The following is a 25,330-nucleotide window of genomic DNA, read 5'->3' as shown; positions in this document are numbered from 1 at the left end:
CGGGGCCAGACACATGGACATTCTGAGTTTTGCCGGCGTGGCGATGGCCTTCATCGCCATCCTGGGCGGCAACGCGCTGGAGGGCGGGCATCTGAGCTCGCTGGTGCAGCCAACGGCCTTCCTGATCGTCGCCGGCGGCACCGTCGGGGCGGTGATGGTGCAGACGCCGCTGTCGACCTTCGTGAAAGCCATGAAGATGACCGCCTGGGTGTTCCTGCCGCCCAAGCTCGATTTTGCAGCCGCCGTCGAGAAGATCGTCGAATGGGGCAACGTCGCCCGCCGCGAGGGTCTGCTTGGCCTGGAGACGATGGCCGAGTCCGAGACCGACCCGTTCGTGAAGAAGGGCCTGCAACTGCTGGTCGACGGCAGCGAGCCGGACACCATTCGCGGCGTGCTGGAGGTCGAGCTGTCGGCCGCCGAGCACCAGGAAAACGCCGCCGCCAAGGTGTACGACGGTTTCGGCGGCTACTCGCCGACCATCGGCATCATCGGCGCCGTGATGGGTCTGATCCACGTCATGGAAAACCTGTCGGATCCGAGCAAGCTCGGCGGCGGCATCGCGGTCGCCTTCGTGGCCACCATCTACGGCGTGGCGCTGGCCAACCTGTTCTTCCTGCCGATGGCCAACAAGCTCAAGGGCGTGGTGCATCACCGCAGCCAGTTCAAGGAGCTGACCATCGAGGGCCTGGCGGCCATCGCCGCCGGCGAGAACCCGCGCAACATCGAGCTGAAGCTGCAGGGCTACCTGCACTGACGCCACCGTCATGGCCCGCAAGAAAAAGCACGAGGAACACGAGAACCACGAGCGCTGGCTGGTCTCGTACGCCGATTTCATCACCCTGCTGTTCGCCTTCTTTGTGGTGATGTACGCCGTCTCCTCGGTCAACGAGGGCAAGTACCGCGTGCTGTCGGACTCGATGGTGGCGGCCTTTCGCTCGCCCACCAAGTCGCTCATGCCGATCCAGGTCGGCAACATCGTCAAGAGCCCGTCCGGCAGTGCCGTCGAGCTGCCGCCGATGGCCACCAACCGTCTGATCGACAAGACCCGGCGCGGGAAGGTCGGGGGCGGGGAGGGCGCCGGCGCCGGTTCCGCCGATGGCGATGCCGCACAGGCCGTACTGCACCAGCTGGCCAACGACCTTGCCAAGGCCTTCGAAGCGTTGATTGCGCAGGACCTGGTCACCGTGCGCGAGGGCCAGCTGTGGCTGGAGGTGGAAATCCGCGCCGCGGTGCTGTTCGATTCCGGCAGCGCCCAGGTCAAGCCCGACGCCCTGCCGGTGGTCGACCAGGTGGTCGACATCCTGGCCGGCATTCCCAACTCCGTGCGCGTGGAGGGCTACACCGACAACGTGCCGATCAGCGCCGGTCAGTACCGCTCCAACTGGGACCTGTCGGCCGCGCGAGCCGGCAGCATGGTGCATCGCCTGCTGCAGCGCGGCCTGGACCCGTTGCGCCTGTCGCTGGCCGGCTACGGCGAGTACCGCCCGATTGCCGACAACGCCAGCGACGACGGCCGCAGCCGCAACCGGCGCGTGGTGCTGGTGGTGCTGGCGACGCCCGACGCGAGCGCGCAGCGCGAACTGGAACTGAGTCTGATTCGGCAGGGACCGGACGACGTCGGTTTCCGCGTGCCGGACGGGACGCCGGACGCAGTGTCGATCGTGACGCAGGCGATGGCGCCCACCGCGACGGCCCAGTCGGGGTCCGACCAGACAGATCCGGCCTCGAAGATCGGCACTTCCCGCTGGCCCGCCGATCGGCGCGCCGCCGGCCAGGTGCCGGACTTCGTGCCCTCGCCACAGCCGCCGCAGCTGGTGCCGCCGCTGTGAGCTGATCGCCATGCCCGGCGGCGTGTGGCTATAGGCCGTTGATTTTTCGCGCTATCAGAAAATTGTAGGAGCCCGGCTATGCCGGGCGATCATCGCGCTTTTCATCGCCGGCAGGCGCCGAGAACTCCGGGATGGATTTGTTCCGCGCTTCCCCCTAAGGTTCGCGGCTACGCGCGGCCGGGCCTTCCGGCGGCGCCAGTCTCAGCCGGGGATTCCATGCAGACGCGATTTCCGCACAGCGTGCGCGCTACCGCCGAGGGCGCCGCCGTCGAGCGCATCGTGCGCAAGTGCGTGCACTGCGGCTTCTGCAACGTCACCTGCCCGACGTTTCAGATTCGCCGCGACGAGCTCGACGGCCCGCGCGGCCGCATCTACCAGATCAAGGACGCCATCGAGACCGGCGTCGTCGCGCCGTCCCTACGCACGCACCTTGACCGCTGCCTGAGCTGCCGCGCCTGCGAGACCACCTGCCCGGCGGGCGTGGAATACGGGCGCGTACTGGACTATGGCCGCGAAGTCGCCGAACAGGCGGCACCGCGCGGCACCAGCGAGCGTCTCGCGCGCTGGGGCCTGCGCCAGGTTCTGCCGCACGCCGGCCGCTTTGCGGCCTTACTGGGCCTGGGCAGACTGGCGCGCCCGCTGTTGCCGGCCAGCCTGAAAGCCCTGATCCCGCCGGCCCGCGCGGCCGGGCCACGGCCGACCATCCGCCACGCCCGGCGCATGCTGCTGCTGGCCGGCTGTGTGCAGGACGCGCTCGATCCGCGCATCAACGCCGCCACCGCTCGGGTGCTGGATCGGCTCGGCATTCAACTGGACGTGATCGCCGGCTCCGGCTGCTGTGGCGCCATCAGCCACCACCTGACGGCCACGGACGAGGCGCGGGATTTCATGCGCCGCAACATCGACGCCTGGTGGCCGCAGCTGCAAGCCGGCGCCGAGGCCATCGTGGTCACCGCCAGCGGCTGCGCGGTGCAGGTCAAGGACTATGGCCGCCTGCTGGCCGACGATCCGGCCTACGCCGAGCGCGCGCAGAAAATCGCCGACTGCGCGCGGGACCTGTCGCAGATGCTCGCCGCCGAAGACCTGTCGAGCCTCAAGCCGGCCCCCGGCGCGCCGCGGCGCATTGCCTTCCAGAGCCCCTGTACGCTGCAACACGGCCAGCGCCTGGGCGGCGTGGTGGAGGGCCTGCTGCGCCGCGCCGGCTTCGAACTGCTGCCGGTGGCGGACGGACACGTCTGCTGCGGGGCGGCAGGCACCTATGCGCTGCTGCAGCGTGATCTGTCGCACGAGCTGCGCGGCCGCAAGCTGGCCAACCTGGCCGCCAGCGGGTCGGAACTGATCGTCACCGCCAACATCGGCTGCCTGAGCCATCTGCAGGGCAGGGCGCAGGTGCCGGTGCGCCACTGGATTGAGCTGTTCGACCCGGCGGACTGAAGCGCTCCCGCTGGACATGCCTTGTCAAATCGTGCGGGCACTTCCGACCTTCGCCGCCACGATGTCGTTCACTTCCAAGGCCATCAGCCGGTAGCCGATCTGCGTCAGCGTCGGGTCGTCCACCGGCGTTCGGTCGACCGGGGCGGGGGTCGACAGACGGCCGGTTTGCCGGCAGCCTGACAGCCGCATGCCCGGCCCGGTGCCGACGCAGCGCTTCACGGAGGATCCCCGCAGGCTCATGACGGAATCCACCTTCGACCTGGCGGTGATCGGCGGCGGCATCAACGGCGCCGGCATTGCCCGTGATGCTGCCGGCCGCGGTCTGTCGGTGCTGCTGGTGGAACAGCACGACCTGGCCGCGCATACCTCGAGCGCCAGCAGCAAGATGATCCACGGCGGGCTGCGCTACCTGGAGCATTACGAGTTCGGCCTGGTACGCAAGGCCCTGCAGGAGCGCGAGGTGCTGCTGGCGGCCGCGCCGCACATCATCCGTCCGCTGCGGGTGGTGATGCCGCACGACGCCGGCCAGCGACCGGCCTGGCTGATCCGCCTGGGCCTTTTCCTGTACGACCACCTGGCGCGTAGCGCGCGTCTGCCCGGATCGGGCGGCGTGGATTTTCGCCGTCATCCGGCCGGCGCCGGACTCAGGCCGGCGTTCTCGCGCGGTTTCGTCTATTCGGATGCCTGGGTGCAGGACGCGCGGTTGGTGGTGCTGAACGCCGTCGATGCGCGCGAGCGCGGGGCGCACATCGCCACCCGCACGGCGCTGATCGGCGCCCGTCGCACGGCGGACGCCTGGTCGCTGGACCTGCGCGCCGCCGATGGCGCCGCGTGCAGCGTGCAGGCGCGCCTGGTGGTCAACGCCGCCGGGCCGTGGGTCGGCACGCTGCTCGGCGGCCCCTTGGGCGTCGCCGCCCGGCACACGCTGCGCCTGGTCAAGGGCAGCCACATCGTGCTGCCGCGGCTGTTCGATCACGACTTCGGCTACCTGTTCCAGAACCCCGACGGGCGGGTGGTGTTCGCGCTGCCGTTCGAGGAGCGCTTCACCCTGATCGGCACCACCGACGTGGACTATCACGGCGATCCGGCACAGGCGGCCATCTCGGCCGAGGAAATCGATTACCTGTGCGGCACGGTGAACCGCTATCTGGCCCGCACGGTGACGCCGGCGCAGGTGGTCTGGACCTTTGCCGGCGTCCGCCCGCTGCTGGATGACGCGACCAGCAACGCCGCCCGCGTGACGCGCGATTACCGGCTGGATCTGGATCAGGCCGGCGCGGCGGTGCTGTCCGTGTTCGGCGGCAAGCTCACCACCTACCGCAAGCTGGCGGAGCAGGCGGTGGATCACATCGCGCCGCTGCTGGGCGGCGGGGCGGCATGGACCGCCGGCGTGCCCCTGCCCGGCGGCGACCTGGAGGACGGTGATCCGGCGGCGTTCGAGGCCCGGCTGCGCCGCGAGCGGCCGTGGCTGGCGCCGCCGCTGGCCCGGCGCCTGGCCGGCAGCTACGGCACACGGGCGCTGCGAATCCTGGACGGCATCGACAGCGCTGCGGCGCTGGGCGCGCCGGTGGTCGCGGACCTGTATCCCTGCGAGCTGAATTACCTGGTGCGCGAGGAGTTCGCCCGCACCGCCGAGGACATCCTGTGGCGGCGTACCCGGCTGGGCCTGAGCGCGCCGCCGGATGCTGCGGCGCGGCTCGATGTTTGGCTCGCCGGCGTTGGTGTGGGTGCCGTGCAGGCCGCGAAAACCGTTTGACGAGAACCTGAGGAGGCACGCAATGGCATACCTGTTGGCCCTGGACCAGGGCACGACCAGTTCGCGGGCGGCGCTGTTCGACACCCAGGGCGTCCTGGTGGCCATCGCCCAAGAGGAATTCACTCAGCACTATCCGCGCCCGGGCTGGGTGGAACACGACCCCGAGCTGATCTGGCAGTCGCAGCTGGACACCGCGCGCGAGGTGCTGGCCAAGGCCGATGTCCGCGCCGATCAGGTGCTGGCGCTGGGCATCGCCAACCAGCGTGAGACGGTGGTGCTGTGGGAGCGCGCCACCGGTCGCCCGGTGGCCAACGCCATCGTCTGGCAGGACCGGCGCACCGCCGCCGCCTGCGAGGCGCTCAAGGCGCAGGGCCTGGAGACGCTGTTTCGCCAGCGCACCGGTCTGCTGCTGGACCCGTACTTTTCCGGCACCAAGCTGGCCTGGCTGCTGGACAACGTGCCCGGCGCGCGGGAACGCGCCGAGCGCGGCGAACTGGCCTTCGGCACCGTCGACAGCTTCCTCATCTGGCGCCTGACCGGGGGGCGCGCCCACGTCACCGACGTGACCAATGCCTCGCGCACGCTGCTGTTCGACATCCACCACCGCCGCTGGGACGACGAGCTGCTGGGCCACCTGGGCGTGCCGCGCGCCCTGTTGCCCGAGGTGCTGGCCTCGGCCGACGATTTCGGCACCACGCAGGCCGATCTGCTGGGCGCGCCGGTGCGTATCGGCGGCGTGGCGGGCGATCAGCAGGCGGCCTTGTTCGGGCAGGCCTGCACGGTGCCCGGCATGGTCAAGAACACCTACGGCACCGGTTGCTTCATGCTCATCCACACCGGCGATGCGCCGGTGGCCTCGCCCAGCGGTCTGCTGGCCACCGCCACGGCGCACGCCGGTGATGTCCCCGGCTACGCGCTCGAGGGCAGCATCTTCGTGGCCGGCGCCGTGGTGCAGTGGCTGCGCGACGGGCTGGGCATCATCCGCAGCTCGGCCGAGGTGGAGACGCTGGCGGCTTCCGTGCCCGATACCGCCGGCGTGTACCTGGTGCCGGCCTTCGCCGGGCTGGGCTCGCCGTACTGGGATGCCAGCGCGCGTGGCGCGATGGTCGGCCTCACCCGCGGCGCCAACCGTGCGCACATCGCCCGCGCCGCCCTGGAAGCCATCGCCTTCCAGTCGGCCGATCTGCTCGACGCCATGCGTGCCGATGCCGGGCAGCGCATCGAGGCCATGCGCGTCGACGGCGGTGCCGCGGTCAACGCGCTGTTGATGCAGATTCAGGCCGATTTGCTGGGCATCCCGGTGGTGGTGCCGCGCATCCTGGAGACCACCGCGCTGGGTGCAGCCTATCTGGCCGGCATCCGCGCCGGCGTGTGGGGATCGGCGGCCGAGGTTGCCGCCTACTGGCAGTCGGAACGCACCTACGAGCCGGCCATTTCCGCCGACGAGGCGGGCGCGCGCCTGGCGCGCTGGCGCGAGGCGGTGTCGCGCACGCGTGGCTGGGAGACCTGAGTGCCATCGTGTAGATACTGTTTCCGGCCTTGCATCCGGCGGCCGGATAACAGTATCTACATGGCCTGGGCCGTCGGAGCCCGGGCCTGTGGGAGGCCCGCCCTCGGGCCGAACGACTGAGCGTGGTAGCGTGGTAGCCCGTATGCAGCGCAGCGCAATACGGGGAAAACCGGTCGCCTCATCACCCTGGATTCCGCTGCGCTCCATCCAGGCTACGCTTGCTGAACATTCGCTTCCTGCAGCGCAGCGACGGGTTGCCAAGCCGGCTGCCCGTAAGCGCCGATTCCGCGGGCCTTCGGAAAACCGTAGGAGCCCGGCTATGCCGGGCGATCATCGCGCAGCGAAGCTGCGCTACCCGGGCGATTCCAGCCCAGGTAGGGCTTCGCGGCGCAGGTGTCCGCCGCTTTTCGGAAGGCGGGCGGCCGCGCAAGTCTGCGGAGCCAGAATCCAGTAAGCTGTCGCTCACATGTCGGAAAACTGTGGTCTGTCCCCGGTTTCCCCAGGTTGAGCCCCTTCTTTCAGCCGCGGGGAACAAGTAGCCGTAGCGGGGAATTTGGTGGACACGCTGCGCTTTGCCCACCCGCAGCTCGCTGACCAATCAAAATTTAGCAATGATTGGGTCTACCCAGGCTCCGGCCACCCAGTGATTGCTCTCGGGGTGCAAATTTTGGTTGCTAACCTCGGCCAGCCGCTGGTCCGCGGCCGCTTCGACTGCCGTGAACCATGCTTCATTCTGTTCACGGTCGGTGCTGACGTCACCCGTCTCTGCAGGATGCTTCAACCACTCCGCGAACGCTTCCGGATTGATGCTGATTTCACCACCCTCGCCCACCAAATAGGCGGTAAATTCCTGGCGCCGTCTCTGCCCCTGATCGTTCTGCCAGCGAAGTAGGCTGGTCAGAACAGTCTTACCACCCATTTTGTCCGAACGAATCACGGCACTAAGCCCCAGGAAGTCATAACTCTTGGCTTTACGCACCAGGTACTGCATCAGGAAGGACTCGAGATCCAGCATGTGTGTTCCGGGGCGGCTGGTGGCAAGTACCCGATCCAGCGTGACCTCATAGCGGCTCCTTGTGACGCCGAGTTCTTTCTGAACAGACTCTGACAGACGGATGTGCAGAACATGATCGTTGTGTGTGCTCTCCACAATCTCGATGTTCAACGCCCGGAACATGCCCCTAACTAAGGCGGATGCGTGCTCTTGGCTGATCCGCAGTTCATGGTGCGCTTCGTCCGGGTCGAAGCTGGCTGCGTGCTCGAAGAGCTCCCGTTGTTTGATTGCAGATTCCTTGGCCTTGGCCAGCGCGTCGTCGATGCGTGCCTGCGTACGCTGAATGCCGGCAACTGTCGCCTCCTCAAGAATCTGATTCACATCCATGAGATCGGCAATCTCGCCAAGAATATCGTCGCGTAACTGGTCATTGTACTCATCGCTGACATCCGCCAAGTCATCGACAACCTGATCGATGCGCGCATACATCAGTTCCATAATCTGCTCGTCCACCGTATCCGGGGAGTGCACATTGAAAACCACCACGGGCTTATCCTGGCCGTACCGGTACAATCGTCCAATACGCTGGACGAGGCGCATCGGGTTCCATGGCAGGTCGTAGTTGACCATGATGTGGCATTTACGTTGCAAGTTGATACCTTCTCCGCCCGCCTCGGTGGAGATCAGAAACTGCGCGCCTTCTTCGAACCGCGCAATGGACTCACGTCGGGCGGGATGCGCCATTGAACCATTAATCAGTTCGACACTACCTGCTCCAAACCGCCTTTCGAGCGCCTCCTTGAGGTAACTCTGCGTGGTTCTGTACTCGGTGAAGATCAGGATCTTCTCATCCCCATTATTGGCTAGAACTCTGTCGATGAGCGCTTCCATGAAAAGCTCAAGCTTGCGATCATCCATACGAAGCTGTTCCACTTCCGCCAAGAGTTCATCGAGCAGCTCGAGCTCCCCCTCGAAAAACTGCTTTGCATCCGTCTGCAACTGCTCCTCCCATTCCCCAAGGAAGCGCTGATCGCGCTCATCCAGATCCGTGATGGTGCAACCGCTCTTAGCATCACCTTCCAATCTCGCCCGCCGGTTGATTAACGCGCTATGTATAGCTGCGACACTCGATGCCGCCAGTTTTCGGTAGATGGTCATCACGAAACCGATGGCATTGCCTTTTATGCCCAACGCTGCGCCCGCGGCATAGCCCCGCCTCAGGTAATCCTGAAGGCGCCTGTCGAACTCGATTGCGGCTTCGGAGACGGCAACGCGTAGCGCTTTGGTCGTCTTGCCCTTGAAGATAAAATTACCCTCCGCATCAGTTACGTCGGCCTTGTTGTTTCGGAAGACCATATCACCAATGATCTCTGGATTAAGCGCCAGGGTTATGATCTTGTCCTTGTGCTCAGGACGGAGGAGTTCCAGAAGTGCCTGGAACTTGTCCTGCATACCCTGGTGGGGGGTGGCGGTGAGCAGCACCATGGCATCCGTGCTGCCCCGCAGGCTCGCCGCCAACTGAAACCGCTGGGAGGCATCCAACGTCATCCCGTACTGACGGCGGCTCAAACGGTGCGCTTCATCGAAGATCACCAGATCCCAGGTGCCCGCCTGTTGAATAGATTGGAGATGCGCCTCACTCTTGAGCCGATCAATGGAAGCGATCACATAGTCATACATCTTCCAGTGTCGAGGCTCATTGATATGGAAGTCCTCTCCGTAGATCTGAAATTCCCCCATTTGGAACTTGTTGTGAAGTTCTTCCTGCCACTGCTTCGTAAGCCCCGCCGGAGTTACGAGTAACACCCGCTGCAGACTCCCACGTTGTCTGAGGGCGGCAAGCAACATCCCGGTCTCGATGGTCTTGCCGAGACCAACATCGTCTGCGATTAGCCAGTTGAGATTGCCAGACGCGAGGATGTGGTGTACGAGGTGGATCTGGTGGGGTAAAGGGTCGATCTCCATACGGGAGAGCGACCCAGTGTTCTCGTTCCACATCTCTAGTGCATGGGCGAGGGCCTTCAGCCTGAACCGCTCCGCACTGTCCTTGGGCCCCTTGTCCCCCAGAATGAATCGATGCCGGACTCCCTTGATCTGGCGCAGGTTCTCATAGGGCAGCCAAGCCTGTCGTCCAGCCTCGGGAAAATCGACCAGCACCTGATCCCTACCCCCTAAGGTACGGGTCTTGAGGACGACACCTTCACCGAGCGTTTGACGGGTTCGGGAGTTGGGAATGTCTTGCACCTCCATGAACGGGCAGAACCCACTGCGGATTTCGGACAGAGGAAGAACGCTCGTGCCATTACTGCCGTTCCACTTGACCGTAACTTCGATCCTAGAACGGGTGTCAACCGCAGTCTGAACCCGGCCCCGTAGGATACGGTTATCCTGCATTATGCGACTTACGACACAACCACCCACAGGCAGAAGCCGTTCTCTACTTTGAGACATTCGCGATACCCCGCACATTCCTGTTGATCGTTATGAAAATTTCTGAATCTGACGGATAACACTCGACTAGTCACTAGGCTGACTTTCCAAATGTGAATGCGTAGTCCTCCGCGTTGGCCGCTTTCGACGTTACTGGATGTCTTATACCTTTGAATCCTTGTTCTTCGGTGGAGGAGGCAGTGATTCAAGGACCAAATATTCCTGGTTCACCTTCATTCTTCCTTCAGTTGGTCGTGAGACCTTATCCATGTTGATTCCAAGAGTTGACAAGGTTTGGCTCTCCGGCATGAGTAGGCTATGCAGAAAAGAGAACTCCGAATCGGTCATAACGTTAAACGAAAATGGGACATCCCCGGGCAAGGCTCCACGCATCGATCCCGTCCGATATTTCAGATATTTGAAGAACGCCTTGAATGTGCGTCGGAGCGAATCGTTGTAGTACCAACTCTCATACTCTGTTTCGATGAATGCATAGATCTCTTCGATGTCAGGCAAATTGGGGAAGGACCGAATAATTCTAAGCGCCTCCGCCCAGCTCATATTTTTGTATGCGGCGTCTGCTTGGGCATATGGGCTGTTTGTTCTTATCTTGTGAAATGTGGTCCAGAACTGATCGTTCCATCCCCAGAAGCGCTTGATCCTCCTTGCTAGGGCTAGTTCCTCCGGGAGCATGCCATTTTCGATCTCCCGCTCGACGGCGACACGGGCCGCCGACCAGCCATTTTCGACGAATACCTGCTGGAGGAGCGGAAGATGCTCAATGGCCCAGTAGGTTCTCGCCAACACTTCCGCTGCGATCTGTCTCGCTCTCTTCTCTCTGGTTATCAGATCATCTTCAACAGGCGGGTCAGCAAACCCGCGTTGCGCTTCCTCGTTGAACTCATCCAAATCCGCAAGATCATCCCAATTTAATTCATATGGTTCTTCCTCCATGGAGCCCAGCGCTCCTGAACGATCCGGTTCTATAAATATATCCTCATCGTCAGCGGCTTCCTCTTGGGAAAACTCGCTTTCATCGGGTTCACCTTCATAGACCTGATCTGCTCTGCCCCAAGAATCCGAATGGGACATAAGACCCGAATATCCCGGGTCATCTGCGAATTCATCACTATCGTCAGTATCGGTCTCACCAATCTCCTCCCGCTGGTGCCATCTGTCCACAGATGTCGGCCGGAGATCGTTATCATCTGTCTCATCGAGCTGCTCGGTGAAGATCGTAGCTTCGCCGGCTCCAGACTCATACTCTTCGGAGCCAGCAGGAGCAGAGTCTAGCGGGAGGGTCTCATCAGGTTTTATGTAAGCATGAAGCGCGGCAGCTGTGGAATGGACGCTATTTGTGCCAGTCGTCGCTTCCGAGTGGGCATCCTCATGGGATGCGGTGTAACCATCTTTCCCCGGATGGCAATGTGGAACAGCAGAAACATTGGAAACGTCGATCGACAAGGGCGGCTGCGGAACGCTGTTATCATGCGCGCCCGCATCGGCGGTGATTGAGTACGCTATCTCGTCTGTTTGTTCTGTCTGCGACTCGATATAGGCGAAGTCTTCGTCGTCGAAGTGATCAGGCTGATACGTCGATTCCGCTGATCCCTTGCGGCCAGCACTCCGGCTAACCTCAAGAGATTTTCGGAGGTAGACTACGGCCTTCTCGAGCTGTTGGTCCAAGAGATATGCTCTCCCCAGCGTACTTAGCACCACTGACGAGTGTGGGTCGGTTTCCAGGTACTCCAGCAACAGGTCGATGGCGGCCTTGCGCATGCCGCCTGTGACCAGCCGGTTCGCTTCTGCAAGGAGTTCGTTTACGTTCACCGGAACACGATCACCGAGCTATAGTCAAGCCGAATCTGGAGGATGGACCGGTGTGTAACTTGGCGCGGCATGGCCTGGGCCTTGGAATTACTTGTACTGAAGCTTTTTAGCACACCGCTGCCGAGGGGCACCACCGCATCGCAGGTGGCGGTCGGTAGCGGACGGGCGGGGGAGGGGATGCGCCTGCCAAAGCCGCCTCAATCCCCCATCAAAATCGACGCATCGCCCGGATTCGGGAAGAACAGCGACAGCCAGTCCGGCCGCAGCGGGATGACGACTTCGGTCGTAATGCCGGGCAGGTAGCGGCGGGTGTCGATGTAGTAGTACTCCATCATGTCGCCGATGCGGCCGCCCTGGATGACGGGCATGCCGTGTTTTTCCAGTTCCGGCAGGGCGGCGGCGAATTCTTCCTTCGAGCAGATGGTGGGGAAGGTGTGGTGCATGCCTTCGCCGCGCTCTTTCAGGAATTCGTCGTAGACGCACTTGTCGCTGCGCGGGGTGATCAGCTCGAAGCACAGTTCGCCCGCGCGCCCGACGTGGTTGTCGTAGGCGTGGTAGCAGGGCTGGCCGTAGTAAGTCGTTTCTTCCATGCTCACGCCGGATTCGATCTGGAACTCGATCCAGCGCTGCATGCCGAACAGGTTCTGCAGGTTGGCCTTGGTGCGGTTGCGGTCCTTGCAGACCACGCCGATGTGCAGCATTTTCTGCGTCGGCAGGAACTTCGGCCCCAGGTGCTTGAGGTCCATGTGCAGCACTTCGTCCGGCTTGATGGCGCTGCGCCAGTCCGGTCGGCGCGGGCAGTGCACTTCGATGATCACGTTCGACAGCGCGTCGCGGGTGTCGAGCTGGTAGTAGTCGACGGCGTCGAAGAAGGTGCCGCTCTGGCGGATGCCGATGCCCTGGGCGGCCAGCTCCGCCTTGAGCGTTTCGAACTGCGCGGGCTCGCACACGCTGGCGGCCACGCCGTACATGCCCTCGCCGACGCTGTCGAGCATGGCCTGGTAGCCGGACGGGCCGTCCACGGGCTGGATCAGTTCGATACCCAGCTCACCGTTATGGCCGAACACGGATATCCAGCGGTGCTGGGCGGCCTTGCCTTCGAACATGGAATTGCTGAGGTATTTGCCGTCGACGCGGATCACTTCCCAGCGGTCGATGCCGAAGAAGCGCGCGAAGTTGGTGACCACCTGCCGGTAGTCGCGCACGACGACGGTGGTGTATTGCCATTTGTCGACCGGGATAGTTGCGGACATGGGGAATCTCCTCGTTTGCGGTTCACAAAAAAATCAGGCCGGGTTGCGCCGGCCTGAGGGGTTTGTTCGCGTGCGCCGTGCGGGGCGCGCTCAGGTGAAGGTGACGTCCTCGCCCATGGCGGCGATCTGCGCGTAGGTGGGCGGCGCCACCACTTCCAGGAACATGCCGCCCAGTTGCTCGCGGGTGTCCAGGAAGAACAGCTCGGCAATGCCGGCGATCTTGCAGTAGTTGGCGACCTTCACGCCCTGGCTGGTGTAGCGGCGCACCAGCTCCAGCGGTTCCGGGTGCGACAGGTCGCCGACGTGCTGCATGCCGTCGCCGTACTGCTGCACGAAGTCACCAAAGATGGTTTGCCCGGACACCGGCTGGCACAGCTCGATCAGCGTGTCGCCCAGCTTGGCGAAGGCCGAAATCCATACGAACTCGGCCGGCTTGCCGTAGTACTCGGCCTTTTCCATGATGGCCGACGGAATTTCCATCTTGCGCCAGGTTTTCAGGCCCATCAGGCTGGCGAAGCCGCGCGCCGTCGTCTCCCAGTCCTTGACCGCCATCGCGACGTGGTTGATCGGCCCCAGGCGTACGCCAAGATCGTTGATCATCGTCCCCTCCCTTACTCGTTGCGGAATTGCCGGCGCGTGCTTGAGCGCCTCCATGTGCGGCGCCAGCACCTCGCTGGCCACCTTCAGGCCCAGCACCATGCCCGGTGCGCCGATGTAGAACATGGACTGGAACAGCACCTCGATGATCTGCGCCGGGCTCAGGCCGGCATGCAGGGCCACGCGCATGTGGTCCTTGAGCGGCCCCTCGCGGCCGAGCGCCAGATCGGTGCCCATCAGCAGCAGGGCGCGGTCGCGCAGCGGCAGGTTGTCGCGGGCGTACAGCGCGCCCCAGGTCTTGGAGAACAGGTAGCCCAGTTCGCTGCCGAACAGCGGGTTGTCGATCAGGCCCTCGACCTTGGCGGCGTCCTCGGCGCCCAGCACCTTGCGCATCAGGGCCACGCCCTGCTGGAAGTCCTTGCTGTCGCGGGAGAACGGAAAGCCGTCGGCGGCTTCGATGTTGAACGTGCCTTCGTTTTTCATGGCGACCTCGCGGGTGGGGCCCGTTAGAGCAGGAAGGTCAGGTTGGTGATCTCGGAATCGCAGTTGAGCAGGCCAACCTTCTTGTAGCGAATCTGCCACACGCCGGTATCGGCACGCCGCAGGATATGTTCACAGAAGGCCGGAAAGATATTGAGCGGTTCCAGGCGCCGCTGCGAGTTGTTCTTGAACTCGTAGATCACCTGGTTCGAGCGCACGGCGATTTCGCCGTCCTGCTCGCCGGGCGCGATGGCGATGTTGCTGATCTGGTGCAGGGTGCTCGACGGCACCGCCTGGGCAAAACAGAACTCGCTTTCCAGGCGGATCAGGCGCTCGTTCAGCAACTCCATGTCGTCGTACACGAACGACACGTGCTGCAGCGGGTCGGCGTCAAGGCGGTTGGACGGGATCCAGTACAGCGCGTCGGTACTGAACAGCTTTTGCCACTCGCGCCAGCGCTTCTCGTCGATCAGGCGCGCTTCCTCGATCAGAAACGCTTCTACGGCATTGCGATCCATGGTTACTTTCCTGCCTGCGCCATCAGCCGCCGGTACTCGTAGTACGGCGCACGTTGTTGGGTTTCCTGCGTGTGGCCGCCGACACGGCGGCCCTTGTCGTCCGTTGTCTCCGACAGGTAGCCGCGATTCAGATACACCCACGGCGCCATGCGCGCGTGGTAGCCGGCACCCATGCGATCGAACACGGCGTAATCGTCCGGGCCGCCGAACGAAGCCGGGCCGTAGAAGAACTCGTGCTCGCGCACGCGGCGGGTGTTGAACTGCGGCGGTACGCCCTTGAGGGTGGTGTGGTACAGGCGCACCTCGGTCAGTTCCGGCTCGATCGGCCGGATGACGCGGAACTGGTACTCCAGAATCGCAAAATTGGGGAACACTACCAAGTTGAAACGCGTGCGCAGCACTTCCATCGCCCGCTCGCGGCCGTGTGCCTGCGTCAGCAGGTCGATGAACTCCGGCCCCCAGCGCTTGAACACTGCCTCGTCGGGCATGCGGTACACCTCCAGCACGTTGTTGCCGTGCCCGCCGTCGATGCCGTGCAGGGGCTGGTCCTGGTAATTGCCCGGGAAACCCATCTTGCGGATCATCACGTCGAAGGCCGTGGCGTGCGTGACCGGCGCGTGATAGCCCTCGACGCTGCCCTCGACCTGGATTTTCCAGTTGCCCTTGTACAGGTGCTTCGACACGCCGCTGTGGCCGACCAGGATTTCGCCGACCGGCGAGAAGTCCATGTACAGGTCGATGTATTCCTTCACGCCGCTGAGCTTTTCCTTCAGCGAGATGTCCGGCTCGGCCAGCAGGCTGGCAAAGATGATGCCGCGATAGCTCTCGACCCGAACCGCGGAAACCATGTTCAGCGATTCCTTGTCGAGCTCGCCCGGGTTGTAGCCGCGCGGCATGGCGATCGCCGCCAGCGAGCCGTCGAGCCCGAACTCCCAGCCGTGGTAGGGGCAGGTGAAGCTCTTGACGTGGCCTTTTTCCGTGGCGCACACCGTGGCGCCGCGGTGCATGCAGCGGTTGACCAGCACATGCACCTTGCCGGCCATGTCGCGGCTGACGATGACCGGCACCAGGCCGATGAACGTGGTCTTGTAATCGCCCGGATTGGGCAGCTCGCTCTCGTGCGCCACGTACACCCAGGAGCGATAAAAGATGCGCTCCAGCTCGTCCTGCAGCACGGCAGGATCGGTATACAGGCTGATGTGGGTGCGATCGACCTGGGCCAGGTCGTCGTAGTCCCGCGGTTTGTTCATGTCCGGACTCCTCTGAAAATCATGGTCGGCGCGGGGACGCCGAATGCGCGGCGGCACAGGCAATAGCCGGTGCGCTGCGTCGTGGTCAGTTCGGGCGTGAAACGCGCCCGGCAGGGGATACGCGCACGGTATCCGGCCGACGAACGCTTGTAAAGCAGCGCCGACCGTTTGGTCGGTCGGGTCGGCTTGACGACCGTCAATGGCTGCCGCAGCGACCCTGCCAACATCCGCCACGCCCATGTTGTCGTCGGCGATCGTCGCCGTCCGGCACATGGCCGCCCGATCAGGAGTACCCCATGCGACCGCAAGACTTGCAGTGGCGAGTTGTCGACAAGCCCGGCGAGACCTTCAAGGTTCACCGCTCGATCTACACCGACCCCGATATCTTCGAGGCGGAGCTGAAGCACATCTACGAGGGCAACTGGATCTACATCGCCCACGACAGCGAGTTGCCCAAGCCCAACGACTACATCACCACCGTGATGGGTCGCCAGCCGGTGATCATCAACCGCGACAGCGACGGCCAGTTGCGCGGCTTCGTGAACGCCTGCAGCCACCGCGGCGCCAATGTGTGCCGCAAGCGCAAGGGCAACGCCAAACAGTGGGCCTGCCCGTATCACGGCTGGGTGTTCGACAATCGCGGCGGCCTGCTGGACATCAAGAACGAGGCCGGCGGCGCCTATCCGGCCGGTTTCAGCAAGGACGCCTACGGCCTGACGCCGGTGCCGCGGGTCGAGTCCTACCGCGGCTTCATCTTCGCCAGCCTGAATGCCGACGTGCTGCCGCTGAAGGAGCACCTGGCCGGTGCGGCGATCTTCCTGGACATGTTCGCCGACCAGTCCGAGCAGGGGCTGGAGGTGTTGCCGGGGCAGTCGGTGTACACCCACCACGGCAACTGGAAGATGCAGGCCGAGAACGGCGTCGACGGCTATCACGTCGACGTGGTGCACGCCTCGTATTTCAATTTGGCTGGGCAGCGGGCCAAAAAGGCCGCCCAGGCGGCCGGCAAGGACGAAGTCAAGGCCATCCAGGTGCTCAATCCGCAGCTGGCCAACGGCAACTACGACCTTGGCAACGGGCACGTGCTGATCTGGTTCGATGTCGCCAACTACCGCGACCGGGCCGCCGGCATGCAGTTCGAGAGCCTGGTCGAGCGCTTCGGCGAGCCGCGCGCCCGCTGGATGGCCGCCCGCCTGCGCCAGGTGCTGATCTACCCGAACGTGATCCTGTTCGACGGCATTTCCACGCAGGTGCGTTCCTGGCGACCGCTGTCGGCGGACGAGACCGAGGTCACCGTCAAGTGCATCGCCATGAAGGGCGAGGCTCCCGAACAGCGCCGCCGGCGCCTGCGCCAGTACGAGGATTTCTACAGCGCCAGCGGCCTGGCCACGCCGGACGACCTGACCGAGTTCGACGCCTGCCAGTCCGGTTACTACGGGCGCAATGCGCAGTGGCAGGACTTCGACCGCGGCATGGCGCGGCGCGTGATGGGGCCGGATGCGTATGCGCAGGAGGTCGGCATCAAGGCGCGCGTGAGCGCCCCCGACGCGGCCGACGAGACCCTCTACCACGGCGAATACCGGCACTGGATGAACACCCTGTGCAAGGGTCTGGAGCGCGACGCCAACGCACGCGAGGTGGCCTGAGATGGCAATCGACATTCAACTGCTGGCGCAAGTCGCCGACTGCCTGCTCGAAGAGGCGGCCTGTCTCGACCAGCGCCGCTGGGACGACTGGCTGGCCCTGTACGAGGACGACTGCGTGTTCTGGCTGCCGGCCTGGGACGACGATGACGTGCTCAACGAAGACCCGGACACGCAGCTGTCGCTGATCTACCTGGAAGGCAAGCCGCGTCTGGAGGAGCGCATCTGGCGCATCCGTTCGGGTCTGTCCTCGTCGCTGTTGCGCATGCCGCGCGTGACGCACCTGGTGACCAACGTTCGCCTGGCCGGTGCGCGTGACGGCTGCCAGTTGGTCAGCGCCAACTTCCAGACCGACGCCTTCAAGCACGATGAAAAGCGCGTCGATTTCTTCTTCGGCACCTACCGCTACGCGCTGCGCCGGCGGGCCGAGGGCTTCGGCATCGTGCACAAGAAGGTGGTGATCAACAACGACATCATCCCGCGCCAGCTGGACGTGTTCAGCGTGTAGGGAGAGCCGGCGCCTCAGTCCGGTGTTCGGACGAGGTCCTGGTAGAGCGCGTTGTAGGCCTGGGCGGCGGTGGTCCAGGAGTGATCCTCGGCCATCCCGGCGGCCTGCATTTCCCGCCAGGATGTCCCGGCCCGGTACAGGCCGAGGGCGCGCCGGATGGCTGCGGCGAGCGCCGCCGCGCTGGCTTGCTTGAAGACGATGCCGGTGGCGCGCCCGGCGGCGAGATTGGCCGGGCTGGCGTCCACCACGGTGTCCGCAAGCCCACCGACGGCGCGCACGATCGGCACCGTGCCGTAGCGCAGGGCGTACAGCTGCGTCAGGCCGCAGGGCTCGAAACGCGACGGCACCAGAAAGGCATCCGCGCCAGCCTGGATGCGGTGGGCAAGTGCTTCGTCATAGCCGGATCGAAACGCGATCCGGCGCGGGTTGGCACGGGCCGCTGCCTGCAGCGCGGCGACATAATCGGCCTCGCCGCTGCCAAGTACCGCCACCTGCGTGGCGGCCGGCAGCCGATTAAGAACCCCCAGCAGCAGGTCGATGCCCTTTTGTTCCACCAGGCGGCCGACCAGCCCCAGCAGCAGGGCGTCGCGTTCGGCGGCAAGCCCCAGTTCGGCTTGCAGTGCCGCCTTGTTCTGTGCCTTGGCGGCGAGGCTCTGGGCATCGTAGGGCGCCACCAGTGCCGGGTCCGCAGCGGGGTTCCAAAGCTCCGTGTCGATGCCGTTCAGGATGCCCGACAGCACACCGGCGCGATACCGCAGCAGCCCGTCCAGGCCGCAGCCGAACTCGGCGGTCTGGATTTCCTGTGCATAGCGCGGGCTGACGGTGGTGATGCGGTCGGCAAAGGCCAGTCCGCCCTTGATCAGCGCCAGCTGGCCGTAGAACTCCAGCGCGTCCGGTGACCACCAGTCCACGGGCAGACCGAGCGCGTCGGCATCCGCGCCCGCCACCAGCCCCTGATAGGCAAGGTTGTGGACGGTGAAGACGGTCCTGGGGCGTTTGGGTTCCAGGCTGAGCAGGGCCGGCAGCAGGCCGGCCTGCCAGTCATGCGCATGCACCACGTCGGCGCGCCAATCTGGTGCAAGGTGGCCCAGTGCGAGGGCCGCCGCGGCGCGGCAAAACAGCGCAAAGCGCGCGGGGTTGTCCGGCCAGTCCTGACCGGTGACGTCCTGGTAGGGGTTGCCGCTGCGCTCGAAGGCCGTCGCCTGGATCAGGTAAACCGGCAGTGGGCGGCCGCCGTCGATCGGCAGTTCGGCCTGCAGCAGGGCAAGCGGCGTCCCGTACAGGGCCGAGCGGGCAATGAGGCGCGTCGTGGGCAGGGCCGCCAGGGCGGCGGGGTAGGCCGGCAATACCAGTCGCGCATCGACGCCGACGGCGCGCAGTGCGGCGGGCAGAGCGCCCACCACGTCGCCCAGACCGCCGGTCTTGATGAGTGGATAGGCCTCGCTGGCCGCCAGCAGAACCCGCAGGCGCCGGCTCACGGCAGTTCCAGCACCAGCGCCGCCAGCGGCGGCAGGTCCAGCGTGATCGACCACGGGCGGCTCATCCACGGGATGGCCTGGGCGTGGGCACCGCTGTTGCCGACGTTGCTGCCGCCGTAGTACGCGGAGTCCGAGTTCAGCAGCTCGCGGTACCAACCGGGCCGGGGCACGCCCAGGCGGTAGGCATGGCGCACGATGGGCGTGAAGTTGAGCACCACCAGCAGCGTGCGCCCGCCGCCGTGGCGCAGGTAGCTGACCACCGACTGGGCGGCGTCGTGGCAGTCCACCCACTCGAAGCCCTGCGGCTCGAATTCGTGGCTGTGCAGCGCCGGGTGCTCGCGGTAAAGCCGTGCCAGGTCGCGCAGCACGGCGTGTACGCCGCGGTGGGTATCAAAATCCAGCAGCGGCCAGTCGAGCGCGGTGTCGTGGTTCCACTCGGTCCACTGCCCGAACTCGCTGCCCATGAACAGCAGCTTCTTGCCCGGAAAGGTGAACTGGTAGGCGTACAGCAGGCGCAGGTTGGCGAATTTCTGCCAGTCGTCGCCGGGCATCTTCGACAGCAGTGCGCGCTTGCCGTGGACCACCTCGTCGTGGCTCAGCGGCAGCACGAAGTTTTCCGTGTACGCGTAAAGCATGCCGAAGGTTAGCCGGTCGTGGTGGTACATGCGGTGCACCGGATCGTGCTGGAAATAATCCAGCGTGTCGTGCATCCAGCCCATGTTCCACTTGAGGGCAAAGCCCAGGCCGCCGGTCCACGGTGGGCGCGAGACCTGCGGCCAGGCGGTGGATTCCTCGGCGATCATCAGGGCGCCGGGGTTCTGGCCCTGCACCACGCCGCAGACCTCGCGCAGGAACTCGACCGCTTCCAGGTTCTCGTTGCCGCCGTAGCGGTTGGGCAGCCACTGGCCGGGCTCGCGCGAGTAATCCAGGTACAGCATGGAGGCGACCGCGTCCACGCGCAGGGCGTCGACGTGAAAGGCCTCCACCCAGTGCAGGGCGCTGCCGATCAGGAAGCTTTTCACCTCGGCGCGGCCGTAGTTGAACACCAGCGTGCCCCAGTCCGGGTGCTCGCCCAGGCGCGGGTCCTCGTGTTCGTACAGCGCCGTGCCGTCGAAGCGGGCCAGCGCGTGCGCGTCGCGCGGAAAGTGCGCCGGCACCCAGTCCAGGATCACGCCGATGCCGGCCTGGTGCAGGCGGTCGATCAGCAGCCGCAGGCCGTCCGGGTCGCCGTGGCGACTGGTCGGGGCGAAATAGCCGGTGCACTGATAGCCCCATGAGGCGTCGTACGGATGCTCGGTCACCGGCAGCAGCTCGACGTGCGTGAAGCCCAGGTCCGCGACGTACGGCACCAGCTGCTCGGCCAGCTCCGCGTAGCTCAGAAAACCGCCATCCGGGCGCCGCCGCCAGGAACCCAGGTGCAGCTCGTAGACGCTCATCGGCGCATGGCGCCAGTCGCTTTCGGCGCGCCGCTGCAGCCAGTCCTGGTCGCCCCATCGATAGACGCTGTTGGCGGTCACGCGGCTGGCGGTGCTCGGGCGCAGTTCGCCGGCGCGGGCGTAGGGATCGGCCTTCAGCAGCAGGCCGCCGGCAGTGCGCAGCTCGAACTTGTACAGCGCGCCGGCCGTCACGCCCGGCACGAACAGCTCCCACACGCCGCTGTCGCCGCGACAGCGCATCGGCTGCCAGCGGCCATCCCAGCCGTTCCAGTCGCCGACCACCGACACGCCATCGGCATTCGGTGCCCAGACCGCAAACAGCACCCCGTCGATGCCGTCCACCCGCCGCGGATGGGCGCCCAGGAAATTCTGCGGATGCCAGTGGCGGCCCTCGCGCAGCAGGTGCAGGTCGAACTCGGCCAGTTGCGGCGGGAAGGTGTAAGGATCCACCGCCTGACGCGAGTGGCCGGCGGCGTCCTGCCAGCACACGGTGTAATGCTCCGGTAGGGACCGATCGCCAGGATTGCCCTCGAAGATGTCGCTGTCCGGCAGGCGTCTCAGCGGCGGGTCGGGCGCATCGCTCAGCCAGACGCGCCGGGCACCCGGACAGCACACGCGCAGTGCCGCGCCGTGCCGGCCGAGCAGCGTGAATGGGTCGTACAGGCGGCCGTCCGCGAGGCGCCGCAACTCGGCCGCCGGCAATTCTGGAATGCTTATTGCGTTCATTCGATCCGGGTCAATTCGCTGCACGTTGCCGCATGGTATCAATGGCCCAGCCTGGTCCCACCACGATCAACCGGAGACGCTTCGCATGAACGGTGCCAAACGCCCAGAACGCTTCATCAGCGAACTGACGCGCGACACCCTGGCGCTGATCCTGGCCGGCGGGCGCGGCAGCCGCCTGGAGCAGCTCACCCTGTGGCGGGCCAAGCCGGCGGTGCCCTTCGGCGGCAAGTTCCGCATCATCGACTTTCCGCTGTCCAACTGCGTCAACTCGGGCATCCGCCGCATCGGCGTGCTCACGCAGTACAAGGCGCACTCGCTGCTGCTGCACATCCAGCGCGGCTGGGGACAGTTGAGCGGTCAGTTCGGCGAGTTCGTGGAGCTGCTGCCGGCCCAGCAGCGGCTGGAGACCTCCTGGTACGCCGGCACCGCCGATGCGGTGTGGCAGAACCTGGACATCATCTCGGCCCACAATCCCGAGTACGTGCTGATTCTGGCCGGCGACCACATCTACAAGATGGACTACGGCCCGATGCTGGCGGCGCACGTGACGCGCCAGGCCGACGTGACCGTGGGCTGCTTCGAGGTGCCGGTCGGCGAGGCCAGCGGCTTTGGCGTGATGGGCGTGGACGACGAGCTGCGCATTCACAGCTTCGTCGAGAAGCCAGCCGAGCCGCCGCCGATGCCCGGTCGCAGCGACGTGGCGCTGTGCTCGATGGGCATCTACGTGTTCAACACGCGCTTCCTGTTCGAGCAGCTGTACAAGGACGCCGACACGCGCGGCTCCAAGCATGACTTCGGCCGCGACATCATTCCCGGTCTGCTGGAGCGCTACCGGGCCTTCGCCTACCCGTTCGTCGATCCTGCCACCGGCGGGCAGGCCTACTGGCGCGACGTCGGCACGCTGGACGCCTACTACGCCGCCAACATGGACCTGGTCGGCGTGACCCCGGAACTGAACCTGTACGACACCGAGTGGCCGATCTGGACCCTGCAGGAGCAGGTGCCGCCGGCCAAGTTCGTGTTCGACGATGACGGCCGCCGCGGCATGGCGGTCGATTCGGTGGTGTCCGGCGGCTGCATCATCTCCGGCGCCACGGTGCGCCGGTCGCTGCTGTTCACCAACGTGCACATCGAGGCTGGCGCGCAGGTCCAGGAGTGCGTGGTGCTGCCGCAGGTGAAGATCGGCGAGGGCTGCCGCATCCGTCGCGCCATCGTCGAGCGCGGCTGCGTGATCCCGCCGGGCATGGTGATCGGCGAGGATCCGGCTGCCGATGCGCAGCGCTTCAGCGTCACGCCCGGCGGCGTGACGCTGGTCATTCCGGAGATGCTGGGCCAGGCGCTGCACCATGCCCGCTGAGCGACGGGCTGGCGTACTGCTGCATCCAACGTCCTTGCCTGGCCCCTTCGCCCGCGGCGACCTGGGGCACGAGGCCTACCGCTTCGTCGAATTCCTGGCCGCCGCCGGTTGCAGCGTGTGGCAGATGCTGCCGGTCGGTCCGGCCGGCGACGGCGGCAGTCCGTACCAGTCCAGCTCGGCGCATGCCGGCTGTCGCGAGCTGATCAGCCTGGATTGGCTGCGCGATCGGGGCTGGCTGGCAGTCGTCGATCCGGCACGCTCACGCGCCGAGCATCTGCAGGCGGCTGGCGTTGCGTTCTGCGCCGCACCGGCGGTCGATTTTGCGGATTTCTGCGTCCGCGAGGCGCACTGGCTGGAGGACTTCGCCCTCTACAGTGCGCTCAAGGTGGCGCATCGCGGGCGGGCCTGGACCACGTGGCCGAAGGGCGAGCGCAACCGCAGCCGGCGGGCGCTGGCCAGCGCCCGCGAGCATCACGCGGCGGCGCTGGCGCAGGTGCGCTTCGAGCAGTACGCGTTCTTCACCCAGTGGCAGGAGCTGCGCGACTACGCCCACCGGCACGGCGTGCGCCTGTTCGGTGACCTGCCCCTGTTCGTGGCGCACGACAGCGCCGACGTCTGGGCGGCGCCGGAAGCTTTCCTGCTGGACGAAAACGGCGAGCCAACCTTCGTGGCCGGCGTGCCGCCCGATTACTTTGCCGCCGATGGCCAGCGCTGGGGCAACCCGCAGTACCGCTGGGACTGGCACGAGGCCAACGGCTTTGCCTGGTGGCGGGCGCGGGTCGGCACGCTGGCCGGGCTGTTCGATCTGCTGCGAATCGACCATTTCCGCGGCCTGGAGGCGGTGTGGATGATTCCGGCCGAAGCCCCGACGGCTGCCACCGGCTTCTGGCAGCCGGTGCCCGGTGCGGAACTGCTGGCAGCCATGCGGGACGCGCTTCCCGACCTGCGGCTGGTGGCCGAGAACCTGGGCATCATCACGCCCGAGGTCGAGGCCCTGCGGACGCAGTTCGACCTGCCGGGCATGGTGGTGCTGCAGTTCGCCTTCGACGGTGATGGCAGCAATCCGCATCTGCCGCACAACCACGACCGCAGCGATGTGGCCTATACCGGCACGCACGACAACGACACCACACTGTCCTGGTTCAGCGGTCTGCCCGACGCCACGGCGCAGCGGGCGCTGGACTACCTCGGCCAGCCGGGGGAGGCCATGCCCTGGCCGCTGATCCGCGCCGCGTTGGTCTCGGTGGCGGCGCTGGCCGTGCTGCCGATGCAGGACTTGCTGGGCCTGGGCGGCGCGGCACGCATGAACACGCCCGGCACGACGATCGGCAACTGGGGGTGGCGGCTGGAGTCGGGGCAGCTGGTGCCCGCCCTGGCGGCGCGCCTGCGCAGCTTGCTCGATCTGTACGGGCGCGCCTGAGCGGCCGCGTGCGCCAAGCAGGTGTGCATAATGACGGTCCTTCGTCGGACTGGACCGTACATCGGGAATGTCTGATTGGCCCAGCAGGAGCACGCTTGCATGCCCCGACCCGTGAACGATGCCGGTCTCGACCTGGTGCGCACCTTCGAGGGCCTGCGTACCGATGCCTACCGCTGCCCGGCCGGCGTATGGACCATCGGCTACGGCCATACCGGCGATGTGCAGCCCGGCCAGAGCATTACCGCCAGGCAGGCCGAAAAGATCCTGCGCGACGATCTGGCCGCCTGCGGCGGGCAGGTCGAAGGTCTGATCAGCGTGCCGCTGTCGGACTGCCAGTACGCGGCCCTGGTCAGCTTCGTGTTCAACGCCGGCGCGGGCGCGCTGCGCAGCAGCACCCTGCGGCGACGCCTGAACGCCGGCGACTACGACTGCGTGCCCAGCGAGCTGGCCAAGTGGGTCAAGGCCATTGATCCGAACACCGGCCGCAAGGTCAGCCTGGCCGGTCTGGTCAGGCGCCGTGCGGCCGAGGGCGAGCTATGGCTGCGCGAGGCCGGGGATGACGCCTTTCGCGCCAGCCCCGACATGCCGCAGCGAGTGCAGGCCGACGAGCAGCGCGCCACCAGTCGGGTCAACGCGCGCTCCGGTCTTCGTCTGCGCAGCGGGCCGGGGCTGGAGCACGAGGTATTGCGCCTGCTGCCGCTGGGTACGGAAGTGTTCGTCGAGCGCGAAATCAACGGCTGGGCCGCGGTTGATCTGGAAGGTGACGGCGCCATCGACGGCTTCCTGTCACAGGCCTTTCTGGCCCCGGTGACGGTGTGAACCGTGCAGTTCGGCCGGCGACGTTGGAGCGTGGGCGGGCGCAGCCGTTCATGCCCCATGCG

General features: G+C 65.6%; 19 protein-coding genes. 10 read left to right on the top strand and 9 right to left on the bottom strand.

What is annotated here, in order from left to right; translation table 11 throughout:
• Window positions 1-13 precede the first annotated feature (13 nt).
• The 3 genes from PG2T_RS01110 to glcF all read left to right on the top strand — a co-directional run bounded on the left by PG2T_RS01110 (window position 14) and on the right by glcF (window position 3,263).
• Window positions 14-754, top strand: a complete 741-nt coding sequence (locus PG2T_RS01110) for a flagellar motor protein (RefSeq protein WP_068802441.1) — start codon at window positions 14-16, stop codon at window positions 752-754.
• Between the two features lie 10 nt (window positions 755-764).
• Entirely contained in the window at window positions 765-1,829 is a 1,065-nt protein-coding gene (gene motD, locus PG2T_RS01105; protein ID WP_068802440.1) for a flagellar motor protein MotD, read from the top strand.
• A gap of 216 nt (window positions 1,830-2,045) precedes the next feature.
• Window positions 2,046-3,263 carry a glycolate oxidase subunit GlcF gene (gene glcF, locus PG2T_RS01100; RefSeq protein WP_068802439.1) on the top strand — a complete coding sequence of 406 codons (1,218 nt, stop codon included), beginning with the start codon at window positions 2,046-2,048 and terminating at the stop codon, window positions 3,261-3,263.
• 24 nt (window positions 3,264-3,287) lie between these two features.
• Here the strand turns inward: glcF and PG2T_RS01095 are convergent, their stop codons facing one another.
• Window positions 3,288-3,503, bottom strand: coding sequence for a hypothetical protein (locus PG2T_RS01095; RefSeq protein WP_068802438.1), 216 nt, complete (start codon window positions 3,501-3,503; stop codon window positions 3,288-3,290).
• Between PG2T_RS01095 and glpD the strand changes: the two genes are divergently transcribed.
• Together glpD and glpK are read left to right on the top strand one after the other, a co-directional pair.
• Window positions 3,502-5,019 (top strand): glycerol-3-phosphate dehydrogenase, encoded by a 1,518-nt coding sequence (gene glpD / locus PG2T_RS01090; protein WP_068802437.1) that lies wholly within the window; start codon window positions 3,502-3,504, stop codon window positions 5,017-5,019. The genes PG2T_RS01095 and glpD overlap by 2 nt on opposite strands.
• Window positions 5,020-5,041: 22 nt before the next feature.
• Window positions 5,042-6,529 carry a glycerol kinase GlpK gene (glpK, locus tag PG2T_RS01085; RefSeq protein WP_068802436.1) on the top strand — a complete coding sequence of 496 codons (1,488 nt, stop codon included), beginning with the start codon at window positions 5,042-5,044 and terminating at the stop codon, window positions 6,527-6,529.
• A gap of 598 nt (window positions 6,530-7,127) precedes the next feature.
• Here the strand turns inward: glpK and PG2T_RS01080 are convergent.
• From PG2T_RS01080 to PG2T_RS01055, 6 genes are all read right to left on the bottom strand, one after another.
• Window positions 7,128-9,974, bottom strand: a complete 2,847-nt coding sequence (locus PG2T_RS01080) for a DEAD/DEAH box helicase (RefSeq protein WP_068802435.1) — start codon at window positions 9,972-9,974, stop codon at window positions 7,128-7,130.
• A gap of 141 nt (window positions 9,975-10,115) precedes the next feature.
• On the bottom strand, window positions 10,116-11,783 hold the full coding sequence (locus PG2T_RS15905) for a hypothetical protein (RefSeq protein ID WP_145930949.1): 1,668 nt from the start codon (window positions 11,781-11,783) through the stop codon (window positions 10,116-10,118).
• A 197-nt stretch (window positions 11,784-11,980) separates the two neighbouring features.
• On the bottom strand, window positions 11,981-13,036 hold the full coding sequence (locus PG2T_RS01070; RefSeq protein ID WP_068802433.1) for a VOC family protein: 1,056 nt from the start codon (window positions 13,034-13,036) through the stop codon (window positions 11,981-11,983).
• Between the two features lie 90 nt (window positions 13,037-13,126).
• Window positions 13,127-14,116, bottom strand: a complete 990-nt coding sequence (locus PG2T_RS16360) for a carboxymuconolactone decarboxylase family protein (RefSeq protein WP_202816387.1) — start codon at window positions 14,114-14,116, stop codon at window positions 13,127-13,129.
• Window positions 14,117-14,139: 23 nt separating this feature from the next.
• Window positions 14,140-14,631 carry an aromatic-ring-hydroxylating dioxygenase subunit beta gene (locus PG2T_RS01060; RefSeq protein WP_068802432.1) on the bottom strand — a complete coding sequence of 164 codons (492 nt, stop codon included), beginning with the start codon at window positions 14,629-14,631 and terminating at the stop codon, window positions 14,140-14,142.
• Window positions 14,632-14,633: 2 nt separating this feature from the next.
• Window positions 14,634-15,881: an aromatic ring-hydroxylating oxygenase subunit alpha gene (locus PG2T_RS01055; RefSeq protein WP_068802431.1), complete on the bottom strand. Its 1,248-nt coding sequence runs from the start codon at window positions 15,879-15,881 to the stop codon at window positions 14,634-14,636.
• Between the two features lie 296 nt (window positions 15,882-16,177).
• On the opposite strand from PG2T_RS01055, the gene PG2T_RS01050 reads away from it, so the two are divergent.
• Together PG2T_RS01050 and PG2T_RS01045 are read left to right on the top strand one after the other, a co-directional pair.
• Window positions 16,178-17,527 carry an aromatic ring-hydroxylating oxygenase subunit alpha gene (locus PG2T_RS01050; protein ID WP_068802430.1) on the top strand — a complete coding sequence of 450 codons (1,350 nt, stop codon included), beginning with the start codon at window positions 16,178-16,180 and terminating at the stop codon, window positions 17,525-17,527.
• A gap of 1 nt (window position 17,528) precedes the next feature.
• Window positions 17,529-18,032 carry an aromatic-ring-hydroxylating dioxygenase subunit beta gene (locus tag PG2T_RS01045; protein WP_068802429.1) on the top strand — a complete coding sequence of 168 codons (504 nt, stop codon included), beginning with the start codon at window positions 17,529-17,531 and terminating at the stop codon, window positions 18,030-18,032.
• A 14-nt stretch (window positions 18,033-18,046) separates the two neighbouring features.
• On the opposite strand, the gene glgA is transcribed toward PG2T_RS01045, so the two are convergent.
• Both glgA and glgB read right to left on the bottom strand, forming a co-directional pair.
• Entirely contained in the window at window positions 18,047-19,498 is a 1,452-nt protein-coding gene (glgA, locus tag PG2T_RS01040) for a glycogen synthase GlgA (RefSeq protein WP_068807499.1), read from the bottom strand.
• 8 nt (window positions 19,499-19,506) lie between these two features.
• Window positions 19,507-21,672 carry a 1,4-alpha-glucan branching protein GlgB gene (gene glgB, locus PG2T_RS01035; protein ID WP_145930948.1) on the bottom strand — a complete coding sequence of 722 codons (2,166 nt, stop codon included), beginning with the start codon at window positions 21,670-21,672 and terminating at the stop codon, window positions 19,507-19,509.
• Between the two features lie 85 nt (window positions 21,673-21,757).
• On the opposite strand from glgB, the gene glgC reads away from it, so the two are divergent.
• The 3 genes from glgC to PG2T_RS01020 all read left to right on the top strand — a co-directional run bounded on the left by glgC (window position 21,758) and on the right by PG2T_RS01020 (window position 25,268).
• Window positions 21,758-23,029 (top strand): glucose-1-phosphate adenylyltransferase, encoded by a 1,272-nt coding sequence (glgC, locus tag PG2T_RS01030; protein ID WP_068802428.1) that lies wholly within the window; start codon window positions 21,758-21,760, stop codon window positions 23,027-23,029.
• The gene (malQ, locus tag PG2T_RS01025) at window positions 23,019-24,449 is read left to right on the top strand and encodes a 4-alpha-glucanotransferase (RefSeq protein ID WP_068802427.1); all 1,431 of its coding nucleotides are present in this window, start codon (window positions 23,019-23,021) and stop codon (window positions 24,447-24,449) included. The genes glgC and malQ overlap by 11 nt, the downstream gene beginning before the upstream one ends.
• A gap of 99 nt (window positions 24,450-24,548) precedes the next feature.
• Entirely contained in the window at window positions 24,549-25,268 is a 720-nt protein-coding gene (locus tag PG2T_RS01020; RefSeq protein ID WP_068802426.1) for a glycoside hydrolase family protein, read from the top strand.
• Window positions 25,269-25,330: the final 62 nt, after the last annotated feature.

The organism is Immundisolibacter cernigliae (genome assembly GCF_001697225.1).
GTDB lineage: Bacteria > Pseudomonadota > Gammaproteobacteria > Immundisolibacterales > Immundisolibacteraceae > Immundisolibacter > Immundisolibacter cernigliae.
This window is presented reverse-complemented; position numbering and strand designations above follow the sequence as displayed.

What these genes read in the sequence shown, in the direction of transcription:
- PG2T_RS01020 (WP_068802426.1), top strand. Translation starts at nt 24,549, where the DNA reads ATGCCCCGACCCGTGAACGATGCCGGTCTCGACCTGGTGCGCACCTTC.
- PG2T_RS01110 (WP_068802441.1), top strand. Translation starts at nt 14, where the DNA reads ATGGACATTCTGAGTTTTGCCGGCGTGGCGATGGCCTTCATCGCCATC.
- glpK (WP_068802436.1), top strand. Translation starts at nt 5,042, where the DNA reads ATGGCATACCTGTTGGCCCTGGACCAGGGCACGACCAGTTCGCGGGCG.
- glcF (WP_068802439.1), top strand. Translation starts at nt 2,046, where the DNA reads ATGCAGACGCGATTTCCGCACAGCGTGCGCGCTACCGCCGAGGGCGCC.
- PG2T_RS01055 (WP_068802431.1), bottom strand. Translation starts at nt 15,881, where the DNA reads ATGAACAAACCGCGGGACTACGACGACCTGGCCCAGGTCGATCGCACC.
- PG2T_RS01070 (WP_068802433.1), bottom strand. Translation starts at nt 13,036, where the DNA reads ATGTCCGCAACTATCCCGGTCGACAAATGGCAATACACCACCGTCGTC.
- PG2T_RS16360 (WP_202816387.1), bottom strand. Translation starts at nt 14,116, where the DNA reads ATGAAAAACGAAGGCACGTTCAACATCGAAGCCGCCGACGGCTTTCCG.
- malQ (WP_068802427.1), top strand. Translation starts at nt 23,019, where the DNA reads ATGCCCGCTGAGCGACGGGCTGGCGTACTGCTGCATCCAACGTCCTTG.
- PG2T_RS01060 (WP_068802432.1), bottom strand. Translation starts at nt 14,631, where the DNA reads ATGGATCGCAATGCCGTAGAAGCGTTTCTGATCGAGGAAGCGCGCCTG.
- glgB (WP_145930948.1), bottom strand. Translation starts at nt 21,672, where the DNA reads ATGAACGCAATAAGCATTCCAGAATTGCCGGCGGCCGAGTTGCGGCGC.
- glpD (WP_068802437.1), top strand. Translation starts at nt 3,502, where the DNA reads ATGACGGAATCCACCTTCGACCTGGCGGTGATCGGCGGCGGCATCAAC.
- motD (WP_068802440.1), top strand. Translation starts at nt 765, where the DNA reads ATGGCCCGCAAGAAAAAGCACGAGGAACACGAGAACCACGAGCGCTGG.
- PG2T_RS01045 (WP_068802429.1), top strand. Translation starts at nt 17,529, where the DNA reads ATGGCAATCGACATTCAACTGCTGGCGCAAGTCGCCGACTGCCTGCTC.
- glgC (WP_068802428.1), top strand. Translation starts at nt 21,758, where the DNA reads ATGAACGGTGCCAAACGCCCAGAACGCTTCATCAGCGAACTGACGCGC.
- PG2T_RS01080 (WP_068802435.1), bottom strand. Translation starts at nt 9,974, where the DNA reads ATGTCTCAAAGTAGAGAACGGCTTCTGCCTGTGGGTGGTTGTGTCGTA.
- PG2T_RS01095 (WP_068802438.1), bottom strand. Translation starts at nt 3,503, where the DNA reads ATGAGCCTGCGGGGATCCTCCGTGAAGCGCTGCGTCGGCACCGGGCCG.
- PG2T_RS01050 (WP_068802430.1), top strand. Translation starts at nt 16,178, where the DNA reads ATGCGACCGCAAGACTTGCAGTGGCGAGTTGTCGACAAGCCCGGCGAG.